Raw genomic sequence first — 25007 nt, 5'->3', positions numbered from 1 at the left:
ATTTATTGCATGGTATACAAAAAGCGACAAAATAAGACAGAATATTTTGTTATTTTCCAAAGTATTGATTTTACTGCATTTTGAATGCGTTTTCATTATTGGTAAGACCACTTTTAAAAGTTGGCACGGTATTTGCTTTATAAATAGACGAGGGACGACGGAAAGGGTTGATTACAAAATATGAAGTTAGAATACTTAATTGATCAAGCAGCGGGACAGCCTAAAAAAACTGTAGCTGTAGCAGTAGCTGAAGATCATGAAGTAATTGAAGCTGTAGCGAAAGCAATTAAATTACAGCTAGCTCAATTTCGTCTATATGGAAATCAAGAAAAAATAATGGGGATGCTACAAGAACATGGTTTACAAACTTCAGAACATGTTGAAGTGATTGCAGCAATGTCTAATGCAGAGGCTGCAGAACTTTCTGTTAAAGCTGTGAGAAATGGTGAGGCAGACGTGCTTATGAAGGGTAACATCCCAACAGCGAATATTTTGAAGGCTGTGTTAAACAAAGAGTGGGGCCTACGTAAAGGTAGCGTACTTTCACATGTAGCAGCATTTGAAGTTCCAAATTATGATCGTCTTATTTTCGTTACAGATGCAGCGATGAACATCGCACCTGATGTAACACAAAAAGCTGCTATTATACAAAATACTGTAGAAGTTGCCCGGGCAATAGGAATCGACTTGCCAAAAGTGGCACCAATTGCAGCAGTAGAAGTTGTGAATCCAGCGATGCAGGCGACAATTGATGCAGCGATGTTAACACAAATGAATCGCCGCGGACAAATTAAAGATTGTATCGTTGATGGACCACTTGCTTTAGATAATGCAGTATCACAAATTGCAGCAGAGCATAAAGGCATAGTAAGTGATGTAGCAGGTAAGGCAGACATTTTACTCGTCCCAACGATTGAAGCTGGAAATGTGCTATATAAATCACTCGTATACTTTGCGGATGCAAAAGTAGGAGCAATGATTGCTGGCGCAAAAGCACCGATTGTTTTAACATCTCGTGCTGATTCAGCAGAAACAAAAGTATATTCATTAGCATTGGCAGTTGCGACTGCTTCAAAATAAACCAAAAAGGGTAAAACATTAGGGGGAAACGACAATGACATTAGAAATCTTCGAATACTTAGAAAAATATGATTATGAGCAAGTAGTATTTTGTCAAGATAAAGAATCTGGTTTAAAAGCAATTATTGCAATTCATGATACAACACTTGGACCGGCTCTTGGTGGAACAAGAATGTGGACATATGATTCTGAAGAAGCGGCGATTGAAGATGCATTGCGTCTTGCAAAAGGGATGACATACAAAAACGCAGCAGCTGGTTTAAACTTAGGTGGTGCGAAAACAGTAATTATCGGTGATCCTCGTAAAGATAAGAGCGAAGCAATGTTCCGTGCACTAGGACGTTATATCCAAGGACTAAACGGACGATACATTACAGCTGAAGATGTTGGTACAACAGTAGATGATATGGATATTATCCACGAAGAAACTGACTTTGTAACAGGTATCTCACCATCATTCGGTTCTTCTGGTAACCCATCTCCAGTAACTGCATACGGTGTTTACCGTGGTATGAAAGCAGCTGCAAAAGAAGCTTTCGGTACTGACAATTTAGAAGGAAAAGTAATTGCTGTTCAAGGCGTTGGTAACGTAGCATATCACCTATGCAAACATTTACACGCTGAAGGAGCAAAATTAATCGTTACAGATATTAATAAAGAAGCTGTACAACGTGCTGTAGAAGAATTCGGTGCATCAGCAGTTGAACCAAATGAAATTTACGGTGTTGAATGCGATATTTACGCACCATGTGCATTAGGCGCAACAGTTAATGATGAAACTATTCCACAACTTAAAGCAAAAGTAATCGCAGGTTCTGCAAATAACCAATTAAAAGAAGATCGTCACGGTGACATCATTCATGAAATGGGTATTGTATACGCACCAGATTATGTAATTAATGCAGGTGGCGTAATTAACGTAGCAGACGAATTATATGGATACAATAGAGAACGTGCACTAAAACGTGTTGAGTCTATTTATGACACGATTGCAAAAGTAATCGAAATTTCAAAACGCGATGGCATAGCAACTTATGTAGCGGCAGATCGTCTAGCTGAAGAGCGCATTGCAAGCTTGAAAAATTCTCGTAGCACTTACTTACGCAACGGTCACGATATTATTAGCCGTCGCTAATCATTCATATATAACTTTTACAAAAGGTGTGGTTACCTCTTATGAGGTTTCCACTTCCTTTTGAATTTATTAGTGGAGGTAGCAACATTGTCTGTAAATCGAATTCTTGTTATTAACCCAGGTAGTACATCCACAAAAATTGGTGTTTTTGATAATGAAAGACCCGTTCTAGAAGAAACGATTCGTCATGACGTAGAACAGATTGGAAAATATAAGCGAATTATCGACCAATATGAGTTTCGAAAAGAAACGATTTTAGAAGTTCTACATTCTCATGGTATTAACATTTCAAAATTAAACGCTGTTTGTGGACGTGGTGGATTACTTCGTCCAATCGAAGGCGGTACGTATACAGTAAACGATGCGATGTTAGAAGATTTAAAAAATGGCTTTAGCGGTCATCACGCTTCAAACCTTGGAGGCATTTTGGCATATGAAATTGCTTCTGGATTAAACATTCCTGCATTCATTGTAGATCCTGTCGTTGTAGATGAGATGGAGCCGGTTGCTCGTATAAGTGGCATTGCTGGTATGGAACGCAAAAGTATCTTCCATGCATTAAATCAAAAAGCAGTTGCTCGTAAAGTAGCTGAACAGTTAAATCACAAATACGAGGATTTAAATTTATTAGTTACACATATGGGTGGCGGTATTACAGTTGGTGCTCATAAAAAAGGAAGAGTAATCGATGTGAATAACGGTTTAAACGGAGAAGGACCATTTAGTCCAGAGCGCGCTGGTACAGTACCAGTAGGGCAACTAGTAGAAATGTGTTTCTCTGGTGAGTATTACCGTGATGAAATGATTAAAAAACTTGTCGGACAAGGTGGACTTGTAAGTTTAATCGGTACAAATGATGCGATTAAAGTAGAGCAAATGGTTGAAAAAGGTGATCCTGAAGCAACTCTTATTTATAAAGCAATGGCATATCAAGTTGCAAAAGAGATTGGCGGAGCTAGCGCTGTACTTCACGGGAAAATCGATGCAATCGTATTAACTGGTGGACTGGCATACAGTAAAATTCTTGTCGATGAAATTAAAGAACGAGTGGACTGGATTGCAGATGTTATCGTACATCCAGGCGAAGATGAGTTAGAAGCGTTAGCAGAAGGAGCACTTCGTGTATTACGTGAAGAAGAAGCTCCAAAAGAATACGTTGTACGTGAAAAAGAAACGGTAGCTAGGGGTTGAGATAATGGCAAAAGAATATGATTTAGTCATCGTTGGCGGCGGTACTGGTGGATATGTTGCTGCAATTCGTGCATCACAATTAGGGTTAAAAACAGCACTAGTCGAAAAAGAAAATCTTGGTGGTACTTGTTTACACAAAGGATGTATTCCTAGTAAAGCTCTTTTACGTAGTGCGGAAGTATATGCAACTGCTAAAAAAAGCGAGGAGTTCGGAGTTATCGCAAGCAATGTAGAACTAAACTTTGCGAAAGTACAAGAACGTAAAGAGAAGATTGTAACGCAGCTTCATAAAGGCGTTCAACATTTAATGAAACAAGGTAAAATTGATGTGTTTGAAGGTATTGGCCGTATTCTTGGCCCGTCTATTTTCTCTCCTATGCCAGGGACAATTTCGGTTGAACTTGCAAGTGGAGAAGAGAATGAAATGTTAATTCCAAAAAATGTACTTGTTGCAACAGGTTCTCGTCCAAATTCATTACCGGGTTTAGAATTAGATGGAGAATACGTAATGTCTTCAGATCATGCCCTAAAAATGGAAACGCTTCCTAGTTCGATTATTATCGTTGGTGGCGGTGTAATCGGTATTGAGTGGGCATCTATGCTTGCTGACTTCGGTGTAGAAGTTACAGTATTAGAGTATGCGAAAACGATATTACCACTAGAAGATCAGGACGTTTCAAAAGAAATGCAACGTCTATTCAAGAAAAAAGGTATTAAAGTGGTAACTGGTGCAAAAGTATTACCAGAAACATTGGTAAAAGATAATGGAGTAACAATCCAAGCTGAACATAACGGTGAGAATAAAGAATTTAAAGCTGAAAAAATGCTTGTATCTGTAGGAAGACAAGCGAATACACAAAATATTGGCTTAGAGAACACAGATATCGTTGTGGAAAAAGGATACATTCAAACAAATGAGTTTTATCAAACGAAAGAATCGCATATTTACGCAATTGGAGATGTAATCGGTGGTTTGCAACTTGCTCACGTTGCTTCTCATGAAGGGATTGCTGCAGTAGAACATATTGCAGGGAAAGAAGTTACACCAATTGATTACTCTATGGTATCAAAATGCGTATATAGCAGTCCAGAAGTTGCTTCTGTCGGTTTAACAGAACAAGAAGCGAAAGAAAAAGGCTATAAGTTAAAAGTAGGTAAGTTCTCATTCCGCGCAATCGGAAAAGCACTTGTATACGGAGAATCAGATGGTTTCGTAAAACTTGTAGTTGATGAAGAGACAAATGACATTCTTGGTGTTCATATGATTGGACCACATGTAACAGATATGATTTCTGAAGCTGGTCTTGCAAGAGTACTTGATGCAACACCTTGGGAAGTAGCACATACAATTCATCCGCATCCATCATTATCTGAGGCGATTGGTGAAGCAGCACTTGCTGTAGATGGAAGAGCGTTACACGCATAAAAATGTGGATTTAGGAGGTTATGAAAAATGGCAGAAGTAAAAGAAAAGCGCCATGAAGAGCTTGGCTTAAGTGATGAGCAAGTATTAGAAATGTTCCGTACGATGTTACTTGCACGTAAAATCGACGAACGTATGTGGTTATTAAACCGTGCTGGAAAAATTCCATTCGTAATTTCTTGTCAAGGACAAGAGGCTGCACAAGTTGGAGCGGCGTTCGCTCTTGATAGAGAGAAAGATTATGCATTACCATACTACCGTGATATGGGTGTTGTACTAGCATTTGGTATGACAGCTAAAGAGCTTATGTTGTCTGCTTTCGCAAAAGCTGGAGATCCAAACTCTGGTGGTCGTCAAATGCCTGGTCACTTCGGTCAAAAGAAAAATCGTATTGTTACAGGTTCATCTCCAGTAACAACGCAAGTACCACATGCAGTTGGTATTGCACTAGCTGGAAAAATGGAGAAGAAAGATTTAGTAACGTTCGTTACATTTGGAGAAGGTTCTTCAAACCAAGGTGACTTCCATGAAGGGGCAAACTTTGCTGGTGTACACAAACTACCTGTTATTTTTATGTGTGAAAATAACAAATATGCAATCTCTATTCCGGTTGAAAAACAATTAGCATGTAAAAACGTATCAGATCGTGCAATTGGTTATGGTATGCCTGGATATACAATAGACGGAAACGATCCGCTTGCAGTATATAAAGCTGTAAAAGAAGCAGCAGATCGCGGTCGTCGTGGTGAAGGCCCAACTTTAATTGAAACAGTATCATATCGTTTAACAGCACATTCTAGTGACGATGATGATCGTGTTTATCGTGATAAAGAAGAAGTAGAAGAAGCAAAGAAAAAAGATTCAATTATAACATTCGCGGCTTATTTAAAAGAAGCTGGTGTGTTAACTGAGGAATCGGAAAAACAAATGTTAGACGAAATTATGCATATCGTAAATGAAGCAACAGAATATGCAGAAAATGCTCCGTATGCAGCACCTGAAGATGCATTGAAGCACGTATACGCAGAATAGGGGGGAACGTTTCATGGCTGTAATGTCTTATATTGATGCTATTACATTAGCAATGCGCGAAGAAATGGAACGCGATGAAAAAGTATTCGTTTTAGGAGAAGATGTTGGTAAAAAAGGTGGCGTATTTAAAGCGACACACGGTTTGTATGATCAATTTGGTGAAGATCGTGCGCTTGATGCACCGCTTGCAGAATCTGCAATTGCTGGGGTAGCAATTGGTGCAGCAATGTATGGTATGCGTCCAATCGCTGAAATGCAGTTTGCTGATTTCATCATGCCAGCAGTAAACCAAATTGTTTCTGAGGCAGCAAAAATTCGTTATCGTTCTAATAATGATTGGACTTGTCCAGTTACAATCCGTGCACCATTTGGTGGGGGTGTTCACGGTGCATTGTATCATTCACAATCTGTAGAAGCGATGTTTGCAAACCAACCAGGTTTAAAAATCGTTATCCCTTCTACACCATATGATGCAAAAGGCTTATTAAAAGCAGCCATTCGTGATGAAGATCCAGTATTATTCTTCGAACATAAACGTGCATATCGTTTAATTAAAGGTGAAGTGCCAGAGGATGACTACGTATTACCAATCGGAAAAGCAGATGTAAAACGTGAAGGTGATGATATTACAGTTATCACGTACGGATTATGTGTTCATTTTGCTCTTCAAGCAGCTGAAAAGTTAGCACAAGATGGCATCTCTGCACACATTCTTGATTTACGTACTGTATATCCATTAGATAAAGAAGCAATCATTGAAGCGGCTTCTAAAACAGGTAAAGTTCTTCTTGTAACAGAAGACAATAAAGAAGGAAGCATTATGAGTGAAGTGGCAGCAATTATTGCTGAAAACTGTCTATTTGATCTAGATGCGCCAATCGCACGTCTTGCAGGTCCAGACGTTCCAGCAATGCCATATGCACCAACAATGGAAAAATTCTTTATGGTAAATCCAGATAAAGTTGAAAAAGCAATGCGTGAACTTGCGGAATTTTAATCGGGGGGACTATACATGGCTGTAGAAAATATTACAATGCCTCAGCTCGGGGAGAGCGTTACAGAGGGCACAATTAGTAAATGGCTCGTTAATGTTGGCGATCACGTAAACAAGTATGATCCGCTTGCAGAAGTAATGACTGATAAAGTAAATGCTGAAGTACCATCTTCTTTCACTGGTATTGTGAAAGAGTTAATAGCTGGTGAAGGTGATACGTTAGCTGTAGGTGAAGTAGTTTGTGTGATTCAAGTAGAAGGCGCAGACGAAGTAGCAGCAACAGCTGTTGAGGAAAAAACGAAAGAAGAACCAAAGGCAGCAGCAATTACGCCTGAAAAAGCACCGAAAGTAAAACAACCAACTGATGGAAAGCCACGTTTTTCACCAGCTGTGTTAAAACTTGCGGGTGAGCATAACGTTGATTTAGATTTAGTAGGAGGTACGGGAGCAAATGGCCGTATCACTCGTAAAGATATTTTAAAGCTAGTGGAATCTGGAAATATTCCGCAAGCAGGTGCGAAAAAAGAGGAAGCTGTAGCGGCGGTAGTAGAAGCTCGCCCACAAGCACCAAAAGCAGCACCAGTAGCGCAAAAAGTAGAAGCTGCGAAACCAGTTTCTGTACCTACAATGCCTGGAGATATCGAAATTCCAGTCACAGGTGTGCGTAAAGCAATCGCAGCAAACATGTTACGTAGTAAACATGAAGCACCACATGCTTGGATGATGATTGAAGTAGATGTGACAAACCTTGTGTCATACCGTAACTCAATTAAAGGTGACTTTAAGAAGCGTGAAGGCTTTAACTTAACGTTCTTTGCTTTCTTCGTAAAAGCAGTGGCACAAGCGTTAAAAGAGTATCCTCAAATTAATTCAATGTGGGCTGGCGATAAAATTGTTCAGAAGAAAGATATTAACCTTTCTATCGCTGTTGCAACAGAGGAAGAACTATTTGTACCAGTAATTAAGCAAGCGGACGAGAAAACAATTAAAGGTATCGCTCGTGAAATTACAGAACTTGCAGGAAAAGTACGCACGAAATCGTTAAAAGCAGACGAAATGCAAGGTGGAACATTTACAATTAATAACACAGGATCATTCGGTTCTGTTCAATCTATGGGTATTATTAATTACCCACAAGCGGCTATTTTACAAGTTGAATCAATTGTAAAACGCCCAGTAATTATGGATAACGGTATGTTCGGTGCTCGTGACATGGTTAACTTATGTTTATCACTTGATCACCGCGTACTTGATGGTTTAATTTGTGGTAAGTTCTTAGGACGTGTTAAAGAAATTTTGGAAAACATGTCAGAAAATAATACATCTGTATATTAATAAAAAGCTCGCTTATGCGAGCTTTTTATCATCTTATTTCTTCATCTACATCCTACTATATGTATAAATACCTTTCCCAGTAATCTTACAATAAACGATTATGTATTAGGAATTTACGAAAATACATTGCTGATATATGGTATATGGATATAAAATAAGAAAAGAATAATTTTTTTGGCAAATCTTACTGATGAAACTGTAGTATAATATATTGTATTGTATGAAAAAGAGAGTTATTCTATATAAGTGTTTTATAGATAATGTGTAATCAGTCGTCAAAACATGAAGAATGTTGACTCCTGGTTTTTTATTTTTGCCGTAACAATGTTTCAGGAGGATGTCATGAAAAGAAGTACCGAGTTTCTAAAAAGTTTAGATGTAAAATTAATTTTAATTTTGTGTGCACTATGTGTGACGAGTATAGCTGCTATATATAGCAGTCAGCAAACGGGACAGTATGGAGCTGCAAACTTTGCTATGAAACAAGGTGTTAACTACATAATTGGGGTTGTATTGTTACTTCTTGTTGCAAGCATTGATTTAGATCAGTTACAAAAATTATCTTGGCCGCTTTATATTGCCGGGTTTGCTTCACTTATTCTTTTGAAAGTATTACCACCATCAGGTTTTACACCTGAAAAATTAGGTGCAAAAAGATGGTTTGTTTTCCCAGTATTTGGACAAATTCAGCCGTCTGAGTTTTTCAAAATTGCATTGCTACTTGTAGTAGCGAGTATAGCAGTGAAACATAATGCACAGTATATGGCAAGGACATTCCAAACAGATTTAAAGCTAGTAGGTAAAATTATGCTAGTGTCACTGCCACCTATGGCGGTTGTATATAGTCAACCGGATACAGGTATGGTGTTCTTATATGCTGCTGCTATTGCATGTATTTTATTTATGTCAGGTATTCAAAAGAAATTGATAGCATTATGTACAGTTATTCCGTTGACCATACTATCTGCTTTAATATTTATTTTCTTTAAGTATCAAGATTTTTTCTATAATAATTTAGTTACTTTACTAAAACCTCACCAACAGTCGCGTATTGTAGGTTGGTTAAATCCATTTGAAAATGCAGATCAAGGTTATCAAACGCAGCAATCGATTTTAGCTGTAGGTAGTGGAGGAATGGAAGGTAAAGGGTTTGGGGGAGGAAGCGTCTATATCCCAGAGAAACATACTGACTTTATTTTCGCTACAATTGCCGAAGAAGGTGGGTTTATAGTCGCGGCGTTAGTTGTGTTCTTGTTCCTATTACTACTATATCGAACAATTATTATTGGTTATTCCGCTGATAATATATTTGGTACATTATTATGCGCTGGATCAATCGGTATATTAACGGTTCAAATATTCCAAAACATTGGTATGATCGTTGGATTAATGCCTGTAAAAGGTATTGCATTACCTTTCTTATCGTACGGGGGAAGTTCCTTATTCTCGAATATGATTATGATGGGGCTCATACTATCGGTACGGAAAACGTATAAAAAATATATGTTTTCAGTTAAGTAAAAAAAGCTGGTTCGTTTTTAAACGAACCAGCTTTTTTACATATATGCTCATAAACGTTGCAAACTAAAACAGACTAGCAGTTTGGGATGTAAGGAGTGCAAAGTGATGCATATGCATATTTTTGAAGGAGCAAGGCATCTTTCGATTGGTGAATGGGTTGTTCGAGCTATAATAGCGTACATATTTTTAATATTAGTTGCGAAAGCAATGGGGCAAAGATCCATCGCGCAGCTGCGCTTTTTAGATGTTGTATTAGTATTATTGCTTGGTGGGAATATTTCTAATGCACTATCTGATGAAAAAGTCGGATTACTTGGTTCAATGATTACAACTTTTATACTAGTTGTACTTCATATTGTAAGCTCTATTTTAATGTTGAAATGGGATAGATGGAGACGTTTTTTAGAGCCAGCACCTATTGTTCTTATACACAATGGTTCCATTGATTTTAGCAATTTGAAAAAGGCGAGAATTACGGCGGAATATTTATTTTCGGAACTTCGCATGCGAAATGTGAGCGATATTCAAACGGTTAAATTAGCATTATGGGAAGCGAGTGGCGTTGTTTCTATATTTCAGTATCCAGAATATGAAGCAGCTTCCCGGCGTGATCTAAAAGTGGCGGGGAGAAGGTCTCCAGTTTCTTTTATTTTAGTGAAAGATGGAAGGATTCAGCAGGACGTTCTCGCTTTAATAGGAAAAACAGAAGAGTGGGCAAAAGAGTTTTTAGAGAAGAGTGCGGAAATTGAATCCATTATGTTAGCTACAGTAGATGAATCACATAAAATAAATATTTTGTTAAAAAAATGAAAAATATACGCATTTTGTCGTTTCGTACATATGATACAATAGTGTGGACAACGAAAAAGGAGGCGATACGGTGGGATATGTAGAAGAATTACGAAAAATAGTTGGTCATCGCCCTTTAATTTTAGTTGGTGCTGTTGTACTCGTTATAAATGAAAATGGTTATGTTTTATTGCAGCAGCGGACAGAGCCGTACGGAAAATGGGGGCTACCTGGCGGGCTAATGGAGCTTAGTGAATCACCAGAAGAAACAGCTTATCGTGAAGTATATGAAGAGACAGGAATAAGAGTGAAGAACTTGCGACTAATCAATGTATTTTCTGGAGCGAACTACTTTACAAAATTAGCAAACGGTGATGAATTTCAATCTGTAACAACCGCCTATTATACGGATGAATACGAAGGGGATTTTGTTATGAATAAAGAAGAAGCAGTTCAGCTTAAATTCTTTTCAGTAACAGAACTACCTGACTATATTGTAGGATCGCATAAAAAAATGATTGTTGAATATATGAAGATTATGGAAAAAAAGATATAATAATAGTGAAAGAAATACAAAAACACAGCTCTGGTTGGTAGTCCAGACGCATGATTTTATGTCAGTAACCTTCCCCTCCGGGATGTCCCGTATTTCTAATTTTTTAAAGGAGGGGCTGTCAATGGAGTTGACAGTATATCATGATGGTCAATTTTTTGTTGGAATTATTACATGCAAAGAACAAGGGAAATTGTATGGAGCGAGGTATATTTTTGGAACGGAACCGTCAGATGAAGAAGTGCTTATGTTTGTGAATGGTTCACTTTTAGAGCACTTTCAGCATTTTGCAAAATGTGGTGTAGAAGTTAAAGAAAAACAGCGTCCTAAAAACATAAAGCGTATCATACGACAAGTAGCAAAAGAAACAAATGTTAAACGTTTTACTAAGGCGCAAGAGGCGATTAGTTTATCTTATGAATTGCATAAACAAGAAAAGAAAGTGCAGTCTAAAGAGAAGCGAGAAGCTGAAAAAGAAAGAAGACGTTTAATTAAAGTACAAAAAGCAAAGCAAAAACATCGTGGTCATTAAAGAAAAGGTGTTAGAGCAAGTGCTCTAACACCTTTTCTATACTGAAATACAAGTAAACTTACTTGTATTTCATAAACATTAACTGGTAAGATACAAATAGGTAGTTTTAGAGGAGGGAAAAGAGTGATTAATTTTAACTTTTTTATGAATGATGTTGTTCGCCAAGCGCGTGAAGAGATTGTCTCTGCTGGATATACAGAATTGACGACGCCGGAAGCGGTAGAAGAAGCGTTTAAAAGAAATGGAACAACACTTGTAATGGTAAACTCTGTATGTGGTTGTGCAGGTGGTATTGCTCGTCCTGCTGCTGCGCATTCCGTACATTATGATAAACGTCCTAACCACCTTGTAACGGTGTTTGCAGGTCAAGATAAAGAAGCGACAGCAAGAGCGCGTGAATATTTCGAAGGGTACCCACCTTCTTCTCCATCATTTGCTTTATTAAAAGATGGAAAAATTGTAACGATGGTAGAGCGTCATGAAATTGAAGGACATGAACCGATGCAAGTTATTGCGAAACTACAATCGTATTTCGAAGAGAATTGTGAAGAACTATAAAAAATAAGAAAAAAGGCGGTACGTCCACAATCAAGTGGATGTACCGCCTTTTTTTATTTATTATTTCAATTTCTGAGATATGCATAGTTGTGTTGTTTTATGCATAATTTTATACATAACAAACAGCATTTGTATTGTAATTTTATTTATTTTTATTTTATATATTGCATAAAAATGAAAGTGCTGATACAATACAAACATCGAATAAATATTCTATTAAACTTTTAAATATACATTATTAGGGGGAAGAAAGATGAAGAAGTTATTATCAATATCGTTTGCACTTATTTTAATTGTAAGTATATTCAGCGCTTGTAGTAATGGGGAATCGAAAGAAACAAAAGGAAATAAGAAAGTACTCGTAATGGGGACTTCAGCAGATTATAAACCATATGAATACGTGGAAGCTTCAAAAAGTGATGAAATTATTGGTTTTGATGTTGATGTTGCTAAATATATCGGAAAAGAACTTGGGTATGAAGTGAAAGTGAAAGATATGGATTTTGGTGGTTTATTAGCATCTCTTAGTTCAGGAAAAGTTGATTTCGTAATGGCAGGCATGACGCCAACTGCAGAGCGTAAAAATAATGTTGATTTTACAGATATTTATTTTGTTGCGAAAAATATGGTCGTTTCTAAAAAGGATTCTAACATTAAATCTGTAGAGGATTTAAAAGGGAAAAAAGTAGGAGTACAAACAGGATCTATTCAAGAAGAGAAAGCAGCAGAATTTAAAAAACAAGTAGATTTCAAAGTTGAGGGACGTGACCGTATACCAGAAATCGTACAAGAAATTAAAGCTGGTCGTTTTGACGCTGCAATTATAGAAGACACAGTTGCTAAAAATTATTTAGAGAAAATGAAAGATTTACAAGGAATTGAAATTAAAGAAGCACCAGAAGAAGTTGGAGCAGCAATTGCCCTTCCGAAAAACAGTGATAAAACAGCTGAATTTAATAAAGTAATTAAAAAAATGCAAGAAAATGGAGAAATGGATAAATTAGTGAAGAAATGGTTTGGCAGCGAAAAATAAGCTGCCTTTCACTTTTCTGTGAGGGGAATGAGCAGTATGAATTTAGATTTCTCGGCGATTACGCCTTCGATACCGTATATACTAAAAGGTTTAGAAGTTACTTTGAAAATTGTAGCAGTATCAGCTTTAGCAGGATTTATTTTAGGAACATTATTAGCACTTTGTAAAATTGCTAGAATACGAGCGTTAAATATAGCAGCAGATTTTTATACATCAATTTTTCGTGGTACACCACTTGTATTGCAATTAATGATTATTTATTTCGGCGTCCCGCAAATAATTGGTTATGAAATACCAGCATTCTTAGCAGCTGTACTTGCATTTAGCTTAAATTCAGGTGCATACATGTCAGAAGTGATTCGTGCTGGTATTCAAGCAGTTGATAAAGGACAAACAGAAGCAGCAATGGCTTTAGGGATACCGTACGGAAAAATGATGAGAAATATTATTTTCCCTCAAGCATTAAAAAATATATTACCAGCGCTTGTGAACGAATTTGCGACACTTACGAAAGAATCAGCTGTAGTAACAGTAATAGGCGCGACTGATTTAATGCGCCGTGCTTACATCGTAGGCGGTGAAACGTTTAAATATCTTGAACCATTACTTTTTGTTGGACTGATTTATTATATGTTAGTCATTATTCTTACATTAGTCGGGAAGGCAATTGAAGGGAGAATGAAGAAAAGTGATTAAAATTGAAAACCTTCATAAATCATTTGGTAAAAACGAAGTATTAAAAGGAATCACAACAACGATTGAAAAAGGGGAAGTAGTTGCAATTATAGGGCCTTCTGGATCAGGGAAATCAACATTTTTACGTTGTATGAATATGTTAGAAGCACCGACGAATGGTCACATTTGGATTGGAACGGAAGAAGTAACGAATCCGAAAACGAATGTTATGCATGTTCGTGAAAATGTCGGTATGGTCTTTCAGCATTTTCACTTATTTCCTCATATGACTGTATTAGAAAATATTACGTATGCTCCTATCAATGTAAAAGGGGTAACGAAGCAAGAAGCTGAAAAGAAAGCTGAGAAACTTTTAGAAAAGGTTGGATTAGTAGATAAAAAAGATACGTATCCGAATCGTCTTTCGGGAGGACAAAAGCAACGTGTAGCAATTGCAAGAGCGTTAGCTATGGAACCGGAAGTTATGTTATTTGATGAACCGACATCGGCGCTAGATCCAGAGATGGTGAAAGAAGTGTTAGAAGTTATGAAATCGTTAGTTACGACTGGAATGACGATGGCTATCGTTACACATGAAATGGGCTTTGCAAAAGAAGTGGCAGATCGTGTTCTTTTCTTGGACGGAGGAAAGCTTGTAGAAGATAGTGCGCCAGAAGAATTTTTTGCAGCGCCGAAAAGTGAACGTGCGCAACAATTTTTACAAAAAATATTGTAATATGAAAAGGTTATGTGAATAATAAGTAGAAAAGGATGACATTGTGTCATCCTTTTTTTATACTAGCTGTAAATACGTTTATACATATAGGAGCAATGATATGTTCAAAATTGGATACCGTACAGTAAAAACAGCAATTGGGACAGGCGCGGCAGTTTTTATTGCTCAGTTATTAGGATTAGAATTTTATAGTTCAGCAGGTATTTTAGTTATTTTATGTGTACAAAATACGAAGCGCAAATCGCTTCAAGTGTCGTTACATCGTTTTCTAGCGTGTGTATTATCAATGGTATTCGCGTTTTGTATTTTTGAAACGATCGGCTATACACCACTTGCAATTAGCATATTGTTACTTACATTTATTCCGACTGCAGTAATGCTTAAAATTCAAGAAGGTATTGTCACGAGTTCAGTTATTGTTATGCATCTATATTCATTGAAGCAAATTACATGGCTTATAGTTGGAAATGAAATTGCTATATTAACGATAGGGATTAGCGTGGCGTTATTAGTAAATATGTATATGCCGAGTAGTGAAAATAAGCTAAAAGAGTATCAGGATAAAATAGAGAGTAATTTTAAAACGATTTTGTTTGAAATGGTTGTGTATTTACGAAATCGAGAAAGTAGTTGGAGTGGAGCAGAACTCATTGAAACCGAGAATATGTTAAATGAAGCAAGAGATTTATCGTTTAAAAAACTTGAGAATGCATTTATGCGAGAAGATGATTATTACTATCGTTATTTTAATATGCGTATGCAACAATTCGAAATTTTAGAGAGAATGATACCACTAGCAGCTTCTTTATCGTGGACGTATGAACAAGCTGACATGATTGCAGATGTTGTTGAAAACATTGGTAATGCTATTAGCCCTGAGAGTACTGGAGTTATTTCCTTAAGGCAGCTTCAAGAAATGAGGGAATTATTTAGAGACATGCCATTGCCAGCTACACGCGAAGAATTTGAGATACGTGCGAAACTTGTTCAACTTGTGTATGAAATGGAACAATATTTACTCATTAAAAGTCGCTTTAAGGGAAAGGATAATATAAAAGAACTTATATAGAAGGTAGGAATTATCTATGCCGTATCTTCTCTCTATCATATTATGTCTTTCTTTATCGCCGATTTGGCCTCTTGGGGATAATCCACGTGCCGGAGATCCTTTTATTATTGTAAATAAAGCAACGAATAAATTAGCTTACATTGACGATGGAAAGATTCAAAAGGTTTTTCCAGTAGCGACAGGAAAAACGAATGAATTAACTCCAGAAGGAACTTTTGATGTTGTAATGAAAGCGAAGGATCCGTATTATATTGCGAAGGATATTCCAGGTGGATCGCCAAAAAATCCACTTGGATCAAGGTGGATTGGATTTAATGCAAGAGGAACTGATGGAAGTAAATATGGAATACATGGAACAAACCAACCGAGTTCAATTGGAAAGTATATTTCACAAGGATGTATAAGAATGAAGAAAAACGATGTGGAATATTTGTTTGATCGTATTCCAATTGGAACGAAAGTATGGATTGTGAAATCGAAAAAATCATTTCAGCAATTGGCAAAAGAAAAAGGAGCCGTTGCATATGAAGAAGTCAACGAAAAGGTTGGCTTTTTCTATTGTAATAAGTTGTCTTGACATGTGTACATAACCGTGCGTTAATGAAAGTATAGAAAGATAAAATTAGATAAAGGGGTTGCTCATATGTACTTGAATCCAAAACTTTCGTATATGCAGTTTTTTATGGGATTTCTATTTGTTATTACATTCATATTGGCAACTTTTAATATATGTTCTTATCTTGTAGCGATTGTATGTATGGCATTACTTAATCTCACTTTTGTTATCGGGGCATTTCAGCAGAAACAATATACAAGTTTTGTAATAGCACTTGTAATGTCATTTTCCTTTAGTATTGTAGCGATTGTGTTTTATATAAAATAAACCATCTCGATGTCGAGATGGTTTATTTTGTCATGTGTAAAAAGTAAAAAAAGGACGAACACATCGCCCTTTTTACCAAAACATACTCGCGCCAGCAAGTAATGTTGTTACAAGCATAGAAATTAGCATCACATAAACCATAATTTTTTGAGCTTTTTTATGCATCGTTATACCTCCTTGCAAATCAGTACAATTTCATTGTAACGAGAAATGAAATTATGGACAAGGGGAGAGTAAGGACAAAATTCGGGAAGGGGTTGCAAAATATAACAGGAAATTTGAGTGTGTGTAGAGAATATAGTAAAAGGGTATATTGTTAATTTTTAGTTGGGCAAGCTGAAGAATGGAGATACGATGATGAAAATATACGAAACAGATCGTTTATATTTAAGGGAAATTGATGAGTCGTATGCTGAAACAGTTCTTCAATATTACGACAGAAATCGTGAGTTTTTAAAAGCTTGGGAAGAGTATAGACCGGATGATTTTTTTACGCTAGATTATCAAAAGAAAAAGTTGCAAAAGGATAGAAAAGAGTTCGAAGAAGGGAAAATCATCAGACTATGGATTTTTAAAAAAGGTGATGATACGAAAATAATTGGGTGCATTTCATTTAATTTAATCGTTCGTGGCATTTATCAATCTTGTGTACTCGGTTATAAATTAGATAAAGCAGAGTTAAACAAAGGGTATACGACAGAAGCGCTTAGAAAAGCAATTCAAGTTGCTTTTGAGGGATTTCAGTTACATCGTATAGAAGCTCCGATTATGCCTCGTAATTTAGCATCTATACAAGTAGTGACGAAGATAGGCTTTCAATATGAAGGCGTGTCTAGGAAGATGTTAATGGTAAATGGCGTGTGGGAGGATCATATGCGCTGGGTATTGTTAAATGAGTAATAGAAAGCAGATGGTTATCTAGACATGTAAACCATCTGTTTTTTGTCTTGTATTTCGAAACTTTTGCGAAATTCTGTTATAATTAATAGTGTTACATACATAATGGTAGTGCAGGAGGCGCAGTCTTATGATTAATCAAGAACGTTTAGTAAATGAATTTATGGAATTAGTACAAGTAGATTCTGAAACGAAATTTGAAGCAGAAATCTGCAAAGTATTAACGAAGAAATTTACAGATTTAGGTGTAGAAGTATTTGAAGATGACACAATGGCTGTAACTGGTCATGGTGCAGGTAACTTAATTTGTACTTTACCAGCAACAAAAGATGGTGTTGATACAATTTACTTTACTTCTCATATGGATACAGTAGTTCCTGGTAATGGAATTAAGCCTTCTATTAAAGATGGATATATCGTATCAGATGGTACAACAATTTTAGGTGCGGATGATAAAGCTGGATTAGCATCAATGTTCGAAGCAATCCGTGTTTTAAAAGAGAAAAATATCCCTCACGGTAAAATTGAATTTATTATTACAGTCGGAGAAGAATCAGGTCTTGTTGGTGCAAAAGCTTTAGATCGTGAGCGTATTACAGCGAAGTATGGCTACGCATTAGATAGCGATGGAAAAGTTGGTGAAATCGTTGTTGCAGCTCCAACACAAGCGAAAGTGAACGCAATTATTCGCGGGAAAACAGCTCACGCTGGTGTAGCACCGGAGAAAGGTGTATCTGCAATTACTATTGCAGCGAAAGCAATTGCGAAGATGCCACTTGGTCGCATTGACTCTGAAACGACTGCAAACATTGGACGTTTTGAAGGTGGTACACAAACGAATATCGTTTGCGATCATGTACAAATCTTTGCAGAAGCTCGTTCTTTAATCAATGAGAAAATGGAAGCACAAGTTGCGAAAATGAAAGAAGCATTTGAAACAACTGCAAAAGAAATGGGTGGTCATGCAGACGTTGAAGTAAACGTTATGTACCCAGGATTTAAATTTGCAGATGGCGATCACGTTGTAGAAGTTGCGAAACGTGCAGCTGAAAAAATTGGTCGTACACCTTCTCTTCACCAAAGTGGTGGCGGAAGTGATGCAAACGTAATTGCAGGACACGGTATCCCAACAGTTAACTTGGCAGTTGGTTATGAAGAAATTCATACAACAAACGAGAAGATTCCTGTTGAAGAGTTAGCAAAAACAGCAGAATTAGTTGTTGCAATTATTGAAGAAGTAGCGAAGTAATAGAATAGAAAAAGCGTGTAAATCAATTGTGATTTACACGCTTTTTATTTTGATTCGATTATTTTTACAAGGCGTATAAGCCAATACAAGAAAAATCATGGCAGTATATAATATTAGACGAGAGAAAAATCCAAACGTATTCATGTTGAAAATTGGAAGGAGTAAATAATTAATTATGATGATTAATATAACTACAAGGAACATATAGTTAATTTCATCATAATCAGCCTCTTTCACATGTGTATCCTCTTTATATGGATTATAAAAAAGAACAAGTAATTATTATAACTATTGTGCAAAATTTGATATAATGAAAGAACGAATGTTCTGATTAGGGGGGTGAGTACTATGCGAGAAATGTATCCGAAAAATGGTCGTGTAATTTTGCATGTAGATATGAATTGCTTTTTCGCATCTGTTGAAATTGCTCATGATCCATCATTACAAGGAAAGCCATTAGCGGTTGCTGGAAATGAAAAAGAGAGAAAAGGAATTATTATAACATGTAGTTATGAGGCGAGAGAATACGGAATACGTACGACGATGCCCCTTTGGGAAGCGAAAAGGTTATGCCCGCAATTAGTTGTAAGGCGTCCTAATTTCACATTATATCGCGAAGCTTCATTTCAAATGTTTCAAGTCCTTTCTCGTTTTACAGAAAAGATACAACCAGTCTCAATAGATGAAGGATATTTAGATATTACAGATTGCTACGCACTTGGTTCGCCTCTTGAAATAGCAAAGATGATTCAACAGGCACTATTAACAGAGTTGCAGCTTCCGTGTAGTATCGGAATTGCTCCAAATCTATTTCTAGCAAAGACCGCTTCAGATATGAAAAAACCACTTGGTATTACCGTGCTTCGAAAACGCGATATTCCAGAACTGATTTGGCCACGTCCAGTTAGAGCAATGCATGGAATTGGTGAGAAAACAGCTGAAAAATTAAATGATATTCATATACAGACAATTGAACAGTTGGCAAAGGGAGACGAGCATATCATTCGCTCTAAAATTGGCAAGCACGGTGTTGATTTGCAAAGGCGTGCAAAAGGTATGGATGATAGGGAAGTGGATCCGAGTCAAATGGGACAGCATAAAAGCGTCGGTAACTCGATGACTTTTTCAAAGGATATGGATGAAGAGAAAGAATTACTTGATATGTTAGAACGTTTATCAAAGTCAGTGAGTAAAAGGTTACAAAAGCGAACCCTTGTCAGCTATAATATTCAAATTATGATTAAATACCATGATAGGCGAACAGTAACACGGAGTAAGCAATTGAAAAATGCGATTTGGGAAGAACGCGATATTTTTCAAGCAGCATCCCGTTTATGGAAGCAACATTGGGATGGTGATTCCGTGCGTTTACTAGGTGTTACAGCTACTGAAATAGAGTGGAAGACAGAATCGGTGAAACAATTAGATTTGTTTTCATTTGAAGAGGATGCAAAAAAAGAACCGCTACTTGCTGTCATTGATCAAATTAATGATAAGTATGGAACCCCGCTTTTACAACGAGGTAGTCAACTACTACGTAAGCAAGAGAAGTCGTTTCAACAAAAGTTAGAAAATAAGTTTATGTAGAAGGTGTTATGAAGTAGTAAATATCATGACACCTTTCCTATTTAACTCGCTTCTAAATCTAAAGAAGTCTTCCATCCAGCTCCAGTAACGCCAGATTCTAATAGCATTCTACTTACTATTTTTTCAATTAAGATAGCTGCATTTGTCTTGCAATGTAATGTAGCCTGTATACAAACTTTTTGATTAGAATCTACATCTTCACTATACAACTCTTTTAAACTGAGCCCTTCTGTACTTACCATATGCATAAGTAAAAAACGAATATGTGCTTCATTTTCTTCTGAACAAGTAAGGGAAAGTAAGTAGTTCGTTTGTTCAGGTGATTCTTCTTTTGATTTTTTATTCATAAAAAGAGCAATTGGGCGAAGAAGTATATTTGCTAGTAACACGCCGGCTGCACCTAATATAGCTGCAACGAGGAAACCGGCGCCTGTAAGAGTACCGACAGCAGCTGCACACCATAAAGTAGCTGCCGTATTTAGCCCTCTAATACTAAAACCATCGCGGATAATAACGCCACCCCCTAAAAAACCAATACCACTAACAACTTGAGCAGCAATGCGGGATGGGCTAGCATCATGATCAAGCATGACGGATAATAAAACAAATATACAGGCACCAAGTGATACGAGAGCATTTGTCCGCAGCCCGGCCATTCGGTGTCTCCATTGCCTTTCCATTCCGATGCAAGCACCTACAATAATTGCGATAACTAATCTGAATACAATGTCGTACCATACCATCATGGTCACCTCCATATATAAGTATCTGTTATGTTTTTTAGAATGAGCGGGGGATACCCACTCATTCTTATTTTTACAACCAGCTATGAAACTTTTTAATATAAAGCTTTTTCAGGAATTGTGTTAAGACAGCGTAGCCTAATAGTATTCCTACTAACCAAGGGAAGTAGCTAAGTGGCAATGCTTGTAAACCAACGGCTGCACCAAGTGGTGAGAATGGAATATAAATCCCGATTGCCATAATAAGAGCAGTTAATAAAACGACTGGTGTTGATGCAGTGCTTTGAATAAATGGAATCTTCTGTGTTCTTATCATGTGAACAATTAAAGTTTGTGTTAACAATCCAACGACAAACCAACCGGACTGGAATAATGATTGTTCGCTCGGTGTATTTGCGCCAAATACATTCCACATGACTACGTATGTGATAATATCAAATATAGAACTAATTGGGCCGATACAAATAATGAAGTTTCGTAAGTTTGCAGTATCCCATTTTCGTGGCTTTTCTAGAAACTCTTTATCCATTTTGTCCCATGGAATAGAAAGTTGTGAAATATCATAAAGTAAGTTTTGAATTAAAAGATGAATGGCAAGCATCGGTAAAAAGGGAATGAAAGCACTTGCTACTAACACGCTAAACACATTACCGAAGTTAGAGCTAGCTGTCATCTTAATATATTTTAAAATATTTCCGAATGTAGTACGCCCTTCTAAAATCCCGGCTTCTAATATAGTTAAACTTTTTTCGAGTAGAATAATATCGGAAGCTTCTTTTGCAATATCAGTAGCAGTATCAACGGATATTCCGACATCAGCTTCACGTAATGCTACAGCATCGTTAATGCCATCTCCCATATAACCTACAGTGTGTCCATTTCCTTGTAGTGCGCGTATAATGCGAGATTTTTGCATTGGATTTAGCTTCGCAAATACAGTCGTTTCTTCAGCAAGTTTTGCTAATGCTTTATCTGGTAAAGAATCAATCTCGTAACCGAGGATGGGTTCGCCGATATTTAATCCAACTTCTTTACAAACCTTTCTTGTAACAATTTCGTTATCGCCAGTTAAAATTTTCACTTGTACACCATGCTTTTGTAATGCTTGAATTGCAGCTGCTGCAGATGGTTTCGGTGGATCTAAAAAGCCGATATATCCAGCGAGAATCATATCAGTTTCGTCTTTTACTGCGTACTCTTTATCATTTATTTTTCTATCTTTTTTATAAGCCACAGCAATAACCCGCATACCTTCACTATTCAATGTCTCGCTTAGTTTTTTGACATTTGAGCGTGTTTCCTCAGTGAGTGTAACTATTTTTTTATCCACTTCAGTGTAGTTACAAATTGATAAAATTTCTTCTACGGCACCTTTACAAACCATTGTATGTTCACCTGAACTATCCTTTACGATGACTGACATACGCCGGCGGGCGAAATCGAATGGAATTTCATCTAGCTTTTGAAAAGCTGATGGATCAAATGTATTGTTTTCCTCTGTATGCTTAATAACAGCTTTATCTATTAAGTTTTTCAATCCAGTTTGATAGAAACTATTTAAATAGGCAAATTGCAAGACGCGATTACATTCATTTCCACTAGGATCTAAGTGACGAACAAGGACAACTTTATCTTCTGTTAAAGTTCCGGTTTTATCTGTACAAAGAATGTTCATAGCACCTAAGTTTTGAATAGAATTTAGTTGTTTTACAATTACTTTTTGTTTAGACATGTTAACGGCACCTTTAGCTAAATTAGCAGTTACAATCATTGGTAACATTTCTGGTGTAAGACCAACAGCAACTGCAATAGCGAAGAAGAAAGCTTCTTGCCAATCTCCTTTTGTGAATCCATTAATGAGAAGGACAATAGGCGCCATAATAAGCATGAATGTAATTAAGAGCCAGCTTACTTTGTTTACACCTTTATCAAAGCTTGTTTCTACACGCTTTCCGATTACCTTATTTGCTAAAGAGCCGAAATACGTATCGGTACTTGTTGAGATGACAACAGCTTTTGCGCTACCACTTACAATATTTGTTCCCATGAAACAAAGGTTTTCCATATCGAGTGGATTGTAATTTTTTTTCATGTTTTTCGGTAAGATATGCTTATTTTCTGTATGGTAGCAGTGTTCGTATTTTTCTACAGGAAGTGCTTCCCCTGTTAAAGAAGATTGATTAACAAATAAATCTTTAGCGGATACAATACGCACATCAGCTGGAACGATATCACCTGCTGAAAGGGAAATAATATCGCCAGGTACAAGTTCCTCAATTGGAATTTCTGTTGTGTAATTTCGATTTAAATTCGTTACATTTTTTATTTCATGTACAAATCCATTTATTCTAAATACACTCGCAGTTGTTCGAACCATAGCTTTTAACTTATCGGCAGCTTTTTGAGAACGAAATTCTTGGGAAAACCGAATCGTTGCACTAAGTAGTACCATTGCAGATACGACAATTGTTCCTTGTATGTCATCTGTGAAAAAGGAGAGTGCTCCAAGAGCTAATAAAACGAAAATAAATGGATTTTTAAATGCCGACAGAAATTGAATGTACCACGGCGCCATTTTATTATGAGCTATTTCGTTCGGACCATATAAAGAAAGTCTACGAGACGCTTCTTGTTTAGATAATCCATCTTGTGTTGTTTCTAAAAGTTTTAATGCAGAGCTTACATCTTGTGTTGCAACCTCCACTAACAATTCGTTATTTGTTTTCATGCTATCTTGCTCATAAGCATGCTTTGTTTCTTGTCTTTGTAAATTAAACATTGGTAGTTCCTCCTCTGTCATGAAGGAGGAAACAATCTGTTACCTAACTATTTGAAATGGTGAGGAACAGTTTCTTTCCTACCTACATGATGAAATATGAATGTAAAACGTATGGGTATCTGGGCCGAATCATCAATTGCCAACTGTTCCTCACCTCCGTACAATTTAGTAGTTTCTGAATATGCTATGTTTGTTTCATAGTAAGGTGCATAGATACGTAAAAAGACCTTTACTCAAAACGAGTAAAGGTCTGAATTCGCAGTTAAAAGAGTCCACAACAAAGACTGTTAGTAGACATAAATAAAAACAGTTTTTGTGTGTGACAAAATATATGCACCTCTCCCTCGTTGAGTTTTAGCACTGTATAGCATAGGTACTGAAACCAGCTACGTTAAGAAAGGCCTTCATTCCGACCTTTCCTGTTGACCCATTGGCGTCTCTCGACATTTTTGGGCAGCAGCGTTTCTCTATACAGGAGCCTCACCTAACAGAGACCATATTCAATTACATGTTGAATGTTAGCACTGTAAAATCGTAGTGTCAATATCTTTTTTATCTGTGTTTTTAAAATATTAAATGGATTTATAATAGATATATGGGATGAAATGCATGATATTAATTATAAATAATGTGGAAAATAAATATTTTTATAAGAGGGGAATTTGTAATGGTACCACAAAATTTTATTATAAATATTGAGAATCAAAAGTGGTTGTTTAATGAGCAGGAAGATTTATGTTCTCATGGAGAAATATATTTAAATGTGGCTGGAACGATTATTACGCAGACAGGTATGGATGAGGAATGGGGAATAAGTGAATCAGCTTTAGCTCTGTTACGAACTTTAGATAAAGAATATATTTGTGATATTGAAAATGAAGAGGGGCTTATTTTGCACGGATGTGGCACTATGCTCATGTTAGGATGCCCAATTTCAATTCATTGGACTATAAACCATATAGGTGAAAATGTGGTTTTAAAGGATTTTGTCAAAGTTATTTCTACTGATCAAGAGGCTATATACTATGAAGGGCTTCATATAGAAGTAAATGAAAATGAATATAGAAAACAAATTGTTTCTTTTGCGCTACAAGCAAAAGAATTATTCAATAAATCAAGTGAAAAGGTAATTTTAGATGAGTTTGATCAAAGTATGTATACAGACTTTTGGACGGAATATAATCATTTGCTAAATAAGTATAAATAAAAAAAG

25 protein-coding genes and 1 riboswitch are annotated in these 25007 nt (G+C 36.6%); of the genes, 22 read left to right on the top strand and 3 right to left on the bottom strand.

All coding sequences use genetic code 11. From position 1 onward, the window contains the following. Positions 1-180: 180 nt before the first annotated feature. From yqiS to AC241_RS20540, 18 genes are all read left to right on the top strand, one after another. Positions 181-1080, top strand: a complete 900-nt coding sequence (yqiS, locus tag AC241_RS20635; RefSeq protein ID WP_000764675.1) for a phosphate butyryltransferase — start codon at positions 181-183, stop codon at positions 1078-1080. Between the two features lie 34 nt (positions 1081-1114). Further along, positions 1115-2215: a leucine dehydrogenase gene (locus AC241_RS20630; protein WP_000171355.1), complete on the top strand. Its 1101-nt coding sequence runs from the start codon at positions 1115-1117 to the stop codon at positions 2213-2215. Positions 2216-2302: 87 nt separating this feature from the next. Then, on the top strand, positions 2303-3406 hold the full coding sequence (gene buk / locus AC241_RS20625) for a butyrate kinase (RefSeq protein ID WP_000115781.1): 1104 nt from the start codon (positions 2303-2305) through the stop codon (positions 3404-3406). A 4-nt stretch (positions 3407-3410) separates the two neighbouring features. Then, positions 3411-4832 (top strand): dihydrolipoyl dehydrogenase, encoded by a 1422-nt coding sequence (gene lpdA / locus AC241_RS20620; protein ID WP_001051295.1) that lies wholly within the window; start codon positions 3411-3413, stop codon positions 4830-4832. 27 nt (positions 4833-4859) lie between these two features. After that, the gene (gene bfmBAA, locus AC241_RS20615) at positions 4860-5861 is read left to right on the top strand and encodes a 3-methyl-2-oxobutanoate dehydrogenase subunit alpha (RefSeq protein ID WP_000852551.1); all 1002 of its coding nucleotides are present in this window, start codon (positions 4860-4862) and stop codon (positions 5859-5861) included. 13 nt (positions 5862-5874) lie between these two features. Continuing rightward, complete coding sequence (gene bfmBAB / locus AC241_RS20610; protein ID WP_000290071.1) at positions 5875-6858, top strand: 3-methyl-2-oxobutanoate dehydrogenase subunit beta; 984 nt, start codon at positions 5875-5877, stop codon at positions 6856-6858. A 15-nt stretch (positions 6859-6873) separates the two neighbouring features. Next, the gene (locus AC241_RS20605; protein ID WP_050844503.1) at positions 6874-8190 is read left to right on the top strand and encodes a dihydrolipoamide acetyltransferase family protein; all 1317 of its coding nucleotides are present in this window, start codon (positions 6874-6876) and stop codon (positions 8188-8190) included. 342 nt (positions 8191-8532) lie between these two features. Beyond that, positions 8533-9711, top strand: a complete 1179-nt coding sequence (locus tag AC241_RS20595; RefSeq protein WP_016080332.1) for an FtsW/RodA/SpoVE family cell cycle protein — start codon at positions 8533-8535, stop codon at positions 9709-9711. A 105-nt stretch (positions 9712-9816) separates the two neighbouring features. Further along, the gene (locus AC241_RS20590; RefSeq protein ID WP_016080333.1) at positions 9817-10521 is read left to right on the top strand and encodes a DUF421 domain-containing protein; all 705 of its coding nucleotides are present in this window, start codon (positions 9817-9819) and stop codon (positions 10519-10521) included. A gap of 70 nt (positions 10522-10591) precedes the next feature. After that, positions 10592-11056 (top strand): NUDIX hydrolase, encoded by a 465-nt coding sequence (locus tag AC241_RS20585; RefSeq protein ID WP_050844502.1) that lies wholly within the window; start codon positions 10592-10594, stop codon positions 11054-11056. Positions 11057-11177: 121 nt separating this feature from the next. Then, on the top strand, positions 11178-11585 hold the full coding sequence (locus tag AC241_RS20580; RefSeq protein ID WP_016080335.1) for a YjdF family protein: 408 nt from the start codon (positions 11178-11180) through the stop codon (positions 11583-11585). Between the two features lie 144 nt (positions 11586-11729). Further along, on the top strand, positions 11730-12143 hold the full coding sequence (locus AC241_RS20575; RefSeq protein WP_001979317.1) for a BrxA/BrxB family bacilliredoxin: 414 nt from the start codon (positions 11730-11732) through the stop codon (positions 12141-12143). 253 nt (positions 12144-12396) lie between these two features. Next, positions 12397-13176, top strand: coding sequence for a transporter substrate-binding domain-containing protein (locus tag AC241_RS20565; protein ID WP_016080336.1), 780 nt, complete (start codon positions 12397-12399; stop codon positions 13174-13176). A 36-nt stretch (positions 13177-13212) separates the two neighbouring features. Beyond that, positions 13213-13872 (top strand): amino acid ABC transporter permease, encoded by a 660-nt coding sequence (locus AC241_RS20560; protein WP_001046915.1) that lies wholly within the window; start codon positions 13213-13215, stop codon positions 13870-13872. Next, complete coding sequence (locus AC241_RS20555) at positions 13865-14587, top strand: amino acid ABC transporter ATP-binding protein (protein ID WP_000590208.1); 723 nt, start codon at positions 13865-13867, stop codon at positions 14585-14587. Before AC241_RS20560 ends, AC241_RS20555 begins: the two co-directional genes overlap by 8 nt. 100 nt (positions 14588-14687) lie before the next feature. Beyond that, a complete protein-coding gene (locus AC241_RS20550; protein WP_000472671.1) occupies positions 14688-15656 on the top strand; it encodes an aromatic acid exporter family protein in 969 nt (322 codons plus the stop codon). 16 nt (positions 15657-15672) lie between these two features. Continuing rightward, the gene (locus AC241_RS20545; protein WP_050844501.1) at positions 15673-16233 is read left to right on the top strand and encodes a L,D-transpeptidase; all 561 of its coding nucleotides are present in this window, start codon (positions 15673-15675) and stop codon (positions 16231-16233) included. 66 nt (positions 16234-16299) lie between these two features. After that, positions 16300-16539, top strand: coding sequence for a DUF3894 domain-containing protein (locus AC241_RS20540; protein WP_000281167.1), 240 nt, complete (start codon positions 16300-16302; stop codon positions 16537-16539). A gap of 72 nt (positions 16540-16611) precedes the next feature. Here the strand turns inward: AC241_RS20540 and prli42 are convergent, their stop codons facing one another. Next, positions 16612-16704: a stressosome-associated protein Prli42 gene (gene prli42 / locus AC241_RS20535; protein WP_000549037.1), complete on the bottom strand. Its 93-nt coding sequence runs from the start codon at positions 16702-16704 to the stop codon at positions 16612-16614. A gap of 189 nt (positions 16705-16893) precedes the next feature. On the opposite strand from prli42, the gene AC241_RS20530 reads away from it, so the two are divergent. The 3 genes from AC241_RS20530 (at position 16894) to AC241_RS20515 (ending at position 20272) form a co-directional block, all read left to right on the top strand. Continuing rightward, positions 16894-17439, top strand: a complete 546-nt coding sequence (locus AC241_RS20530) for a GNAT family N-acetyltransferase (protein WP_042969071.1) — start codon at positions 16894-16896, stop codon at positions 17437-17439. A gap of 127 nt (positions 17440-17566) precedes the next feature. Continuing rightward, the gene (locus tag AC241_RS20525) at positions 17567-18685 is read left to right on the top strand and encodes a tripeptidase T (protein WP_000609803.1); all 1119 of its coding nucleotides are present in this window, start codon (positions 17567-17569) and stop codon (positions 18683-18685) included. Between the two features lie 348 nt (positions 18686-19033). Then, positions 19034-20272: a DNA polymerase IV gene (locus tag AC241_RS20515; protein WP_029443275.1), complete on the top strand. Its 1239-nt coding sequence runs from the start codon at positions 19034-19036 to the stop codon at positions 20270-20272. A 41-nt stretch (positions 20273-20313) separates the two neighbouring features. Here AC241_RS20515 and AC241_RS20510 read toward each other — a convergent pair whose 3' ends face one another. Together AC241_RS20510 and mgtA are read right to left on the bottom strand one after the other, a co-directional pair. Further along, positions 20314-21015, bottom strand: a complete 702-nt coding sequence (locus tag AC241_RS20510; protein WP_050844500.1) for an MgtC/SapB family protein — start codon at positions 21013-21015, stop codon at positions 20314-20316. A 73-nt stretch (positions 21016-21088) separates the two neighbouring features. Beyond that, entirely contained in the window at positions 21089-23794 is a 2706-nt protein-coding gene (mgtA, locus tag AC241_RS20505; protein WP_050844499.1) for a magnesium-translocating P-type ATPase, read from the bottom strand. A gap of 331 nt (positions 23795-24125) precedes the next feature. Next, positions 24126-24293: riboswitch (M-box (ykoK) riboswitch) on the bottom strand. A 168-nt stretch (positions 24294-24461) separates the two neighbouring features. Here mgtA and AC241_RS20500 point away from each other — a divergent pair. Further along, a complete protein-coding gene (locus AC241_RS20500; RefSeq protein ID WP_050844498.1) occupies positions 24462-25001 on the top strand; it encodes a hypothetical protein in 540 nt (179 codons plus the stop codon). Positions 25002-25007 lie beyond the last annotated feature (6 nt).

Origin of the sequence: Bacillus thuringiensis, from assembly GCF_001182785.1 — a bacterium.
Taxonomy (GTDB): domain Bacteria; phylum Bacillota; class Bacilli; order Bacillales; family Bacillaceae_G; genus Bacillus_A; species Bacillus_A thuringiensis_S.
The sequence above is the reverse complement of the archived record's forward strand: the minus strand, read 5'-3'. Positions and strand labels throughout refer to the sequence as shown.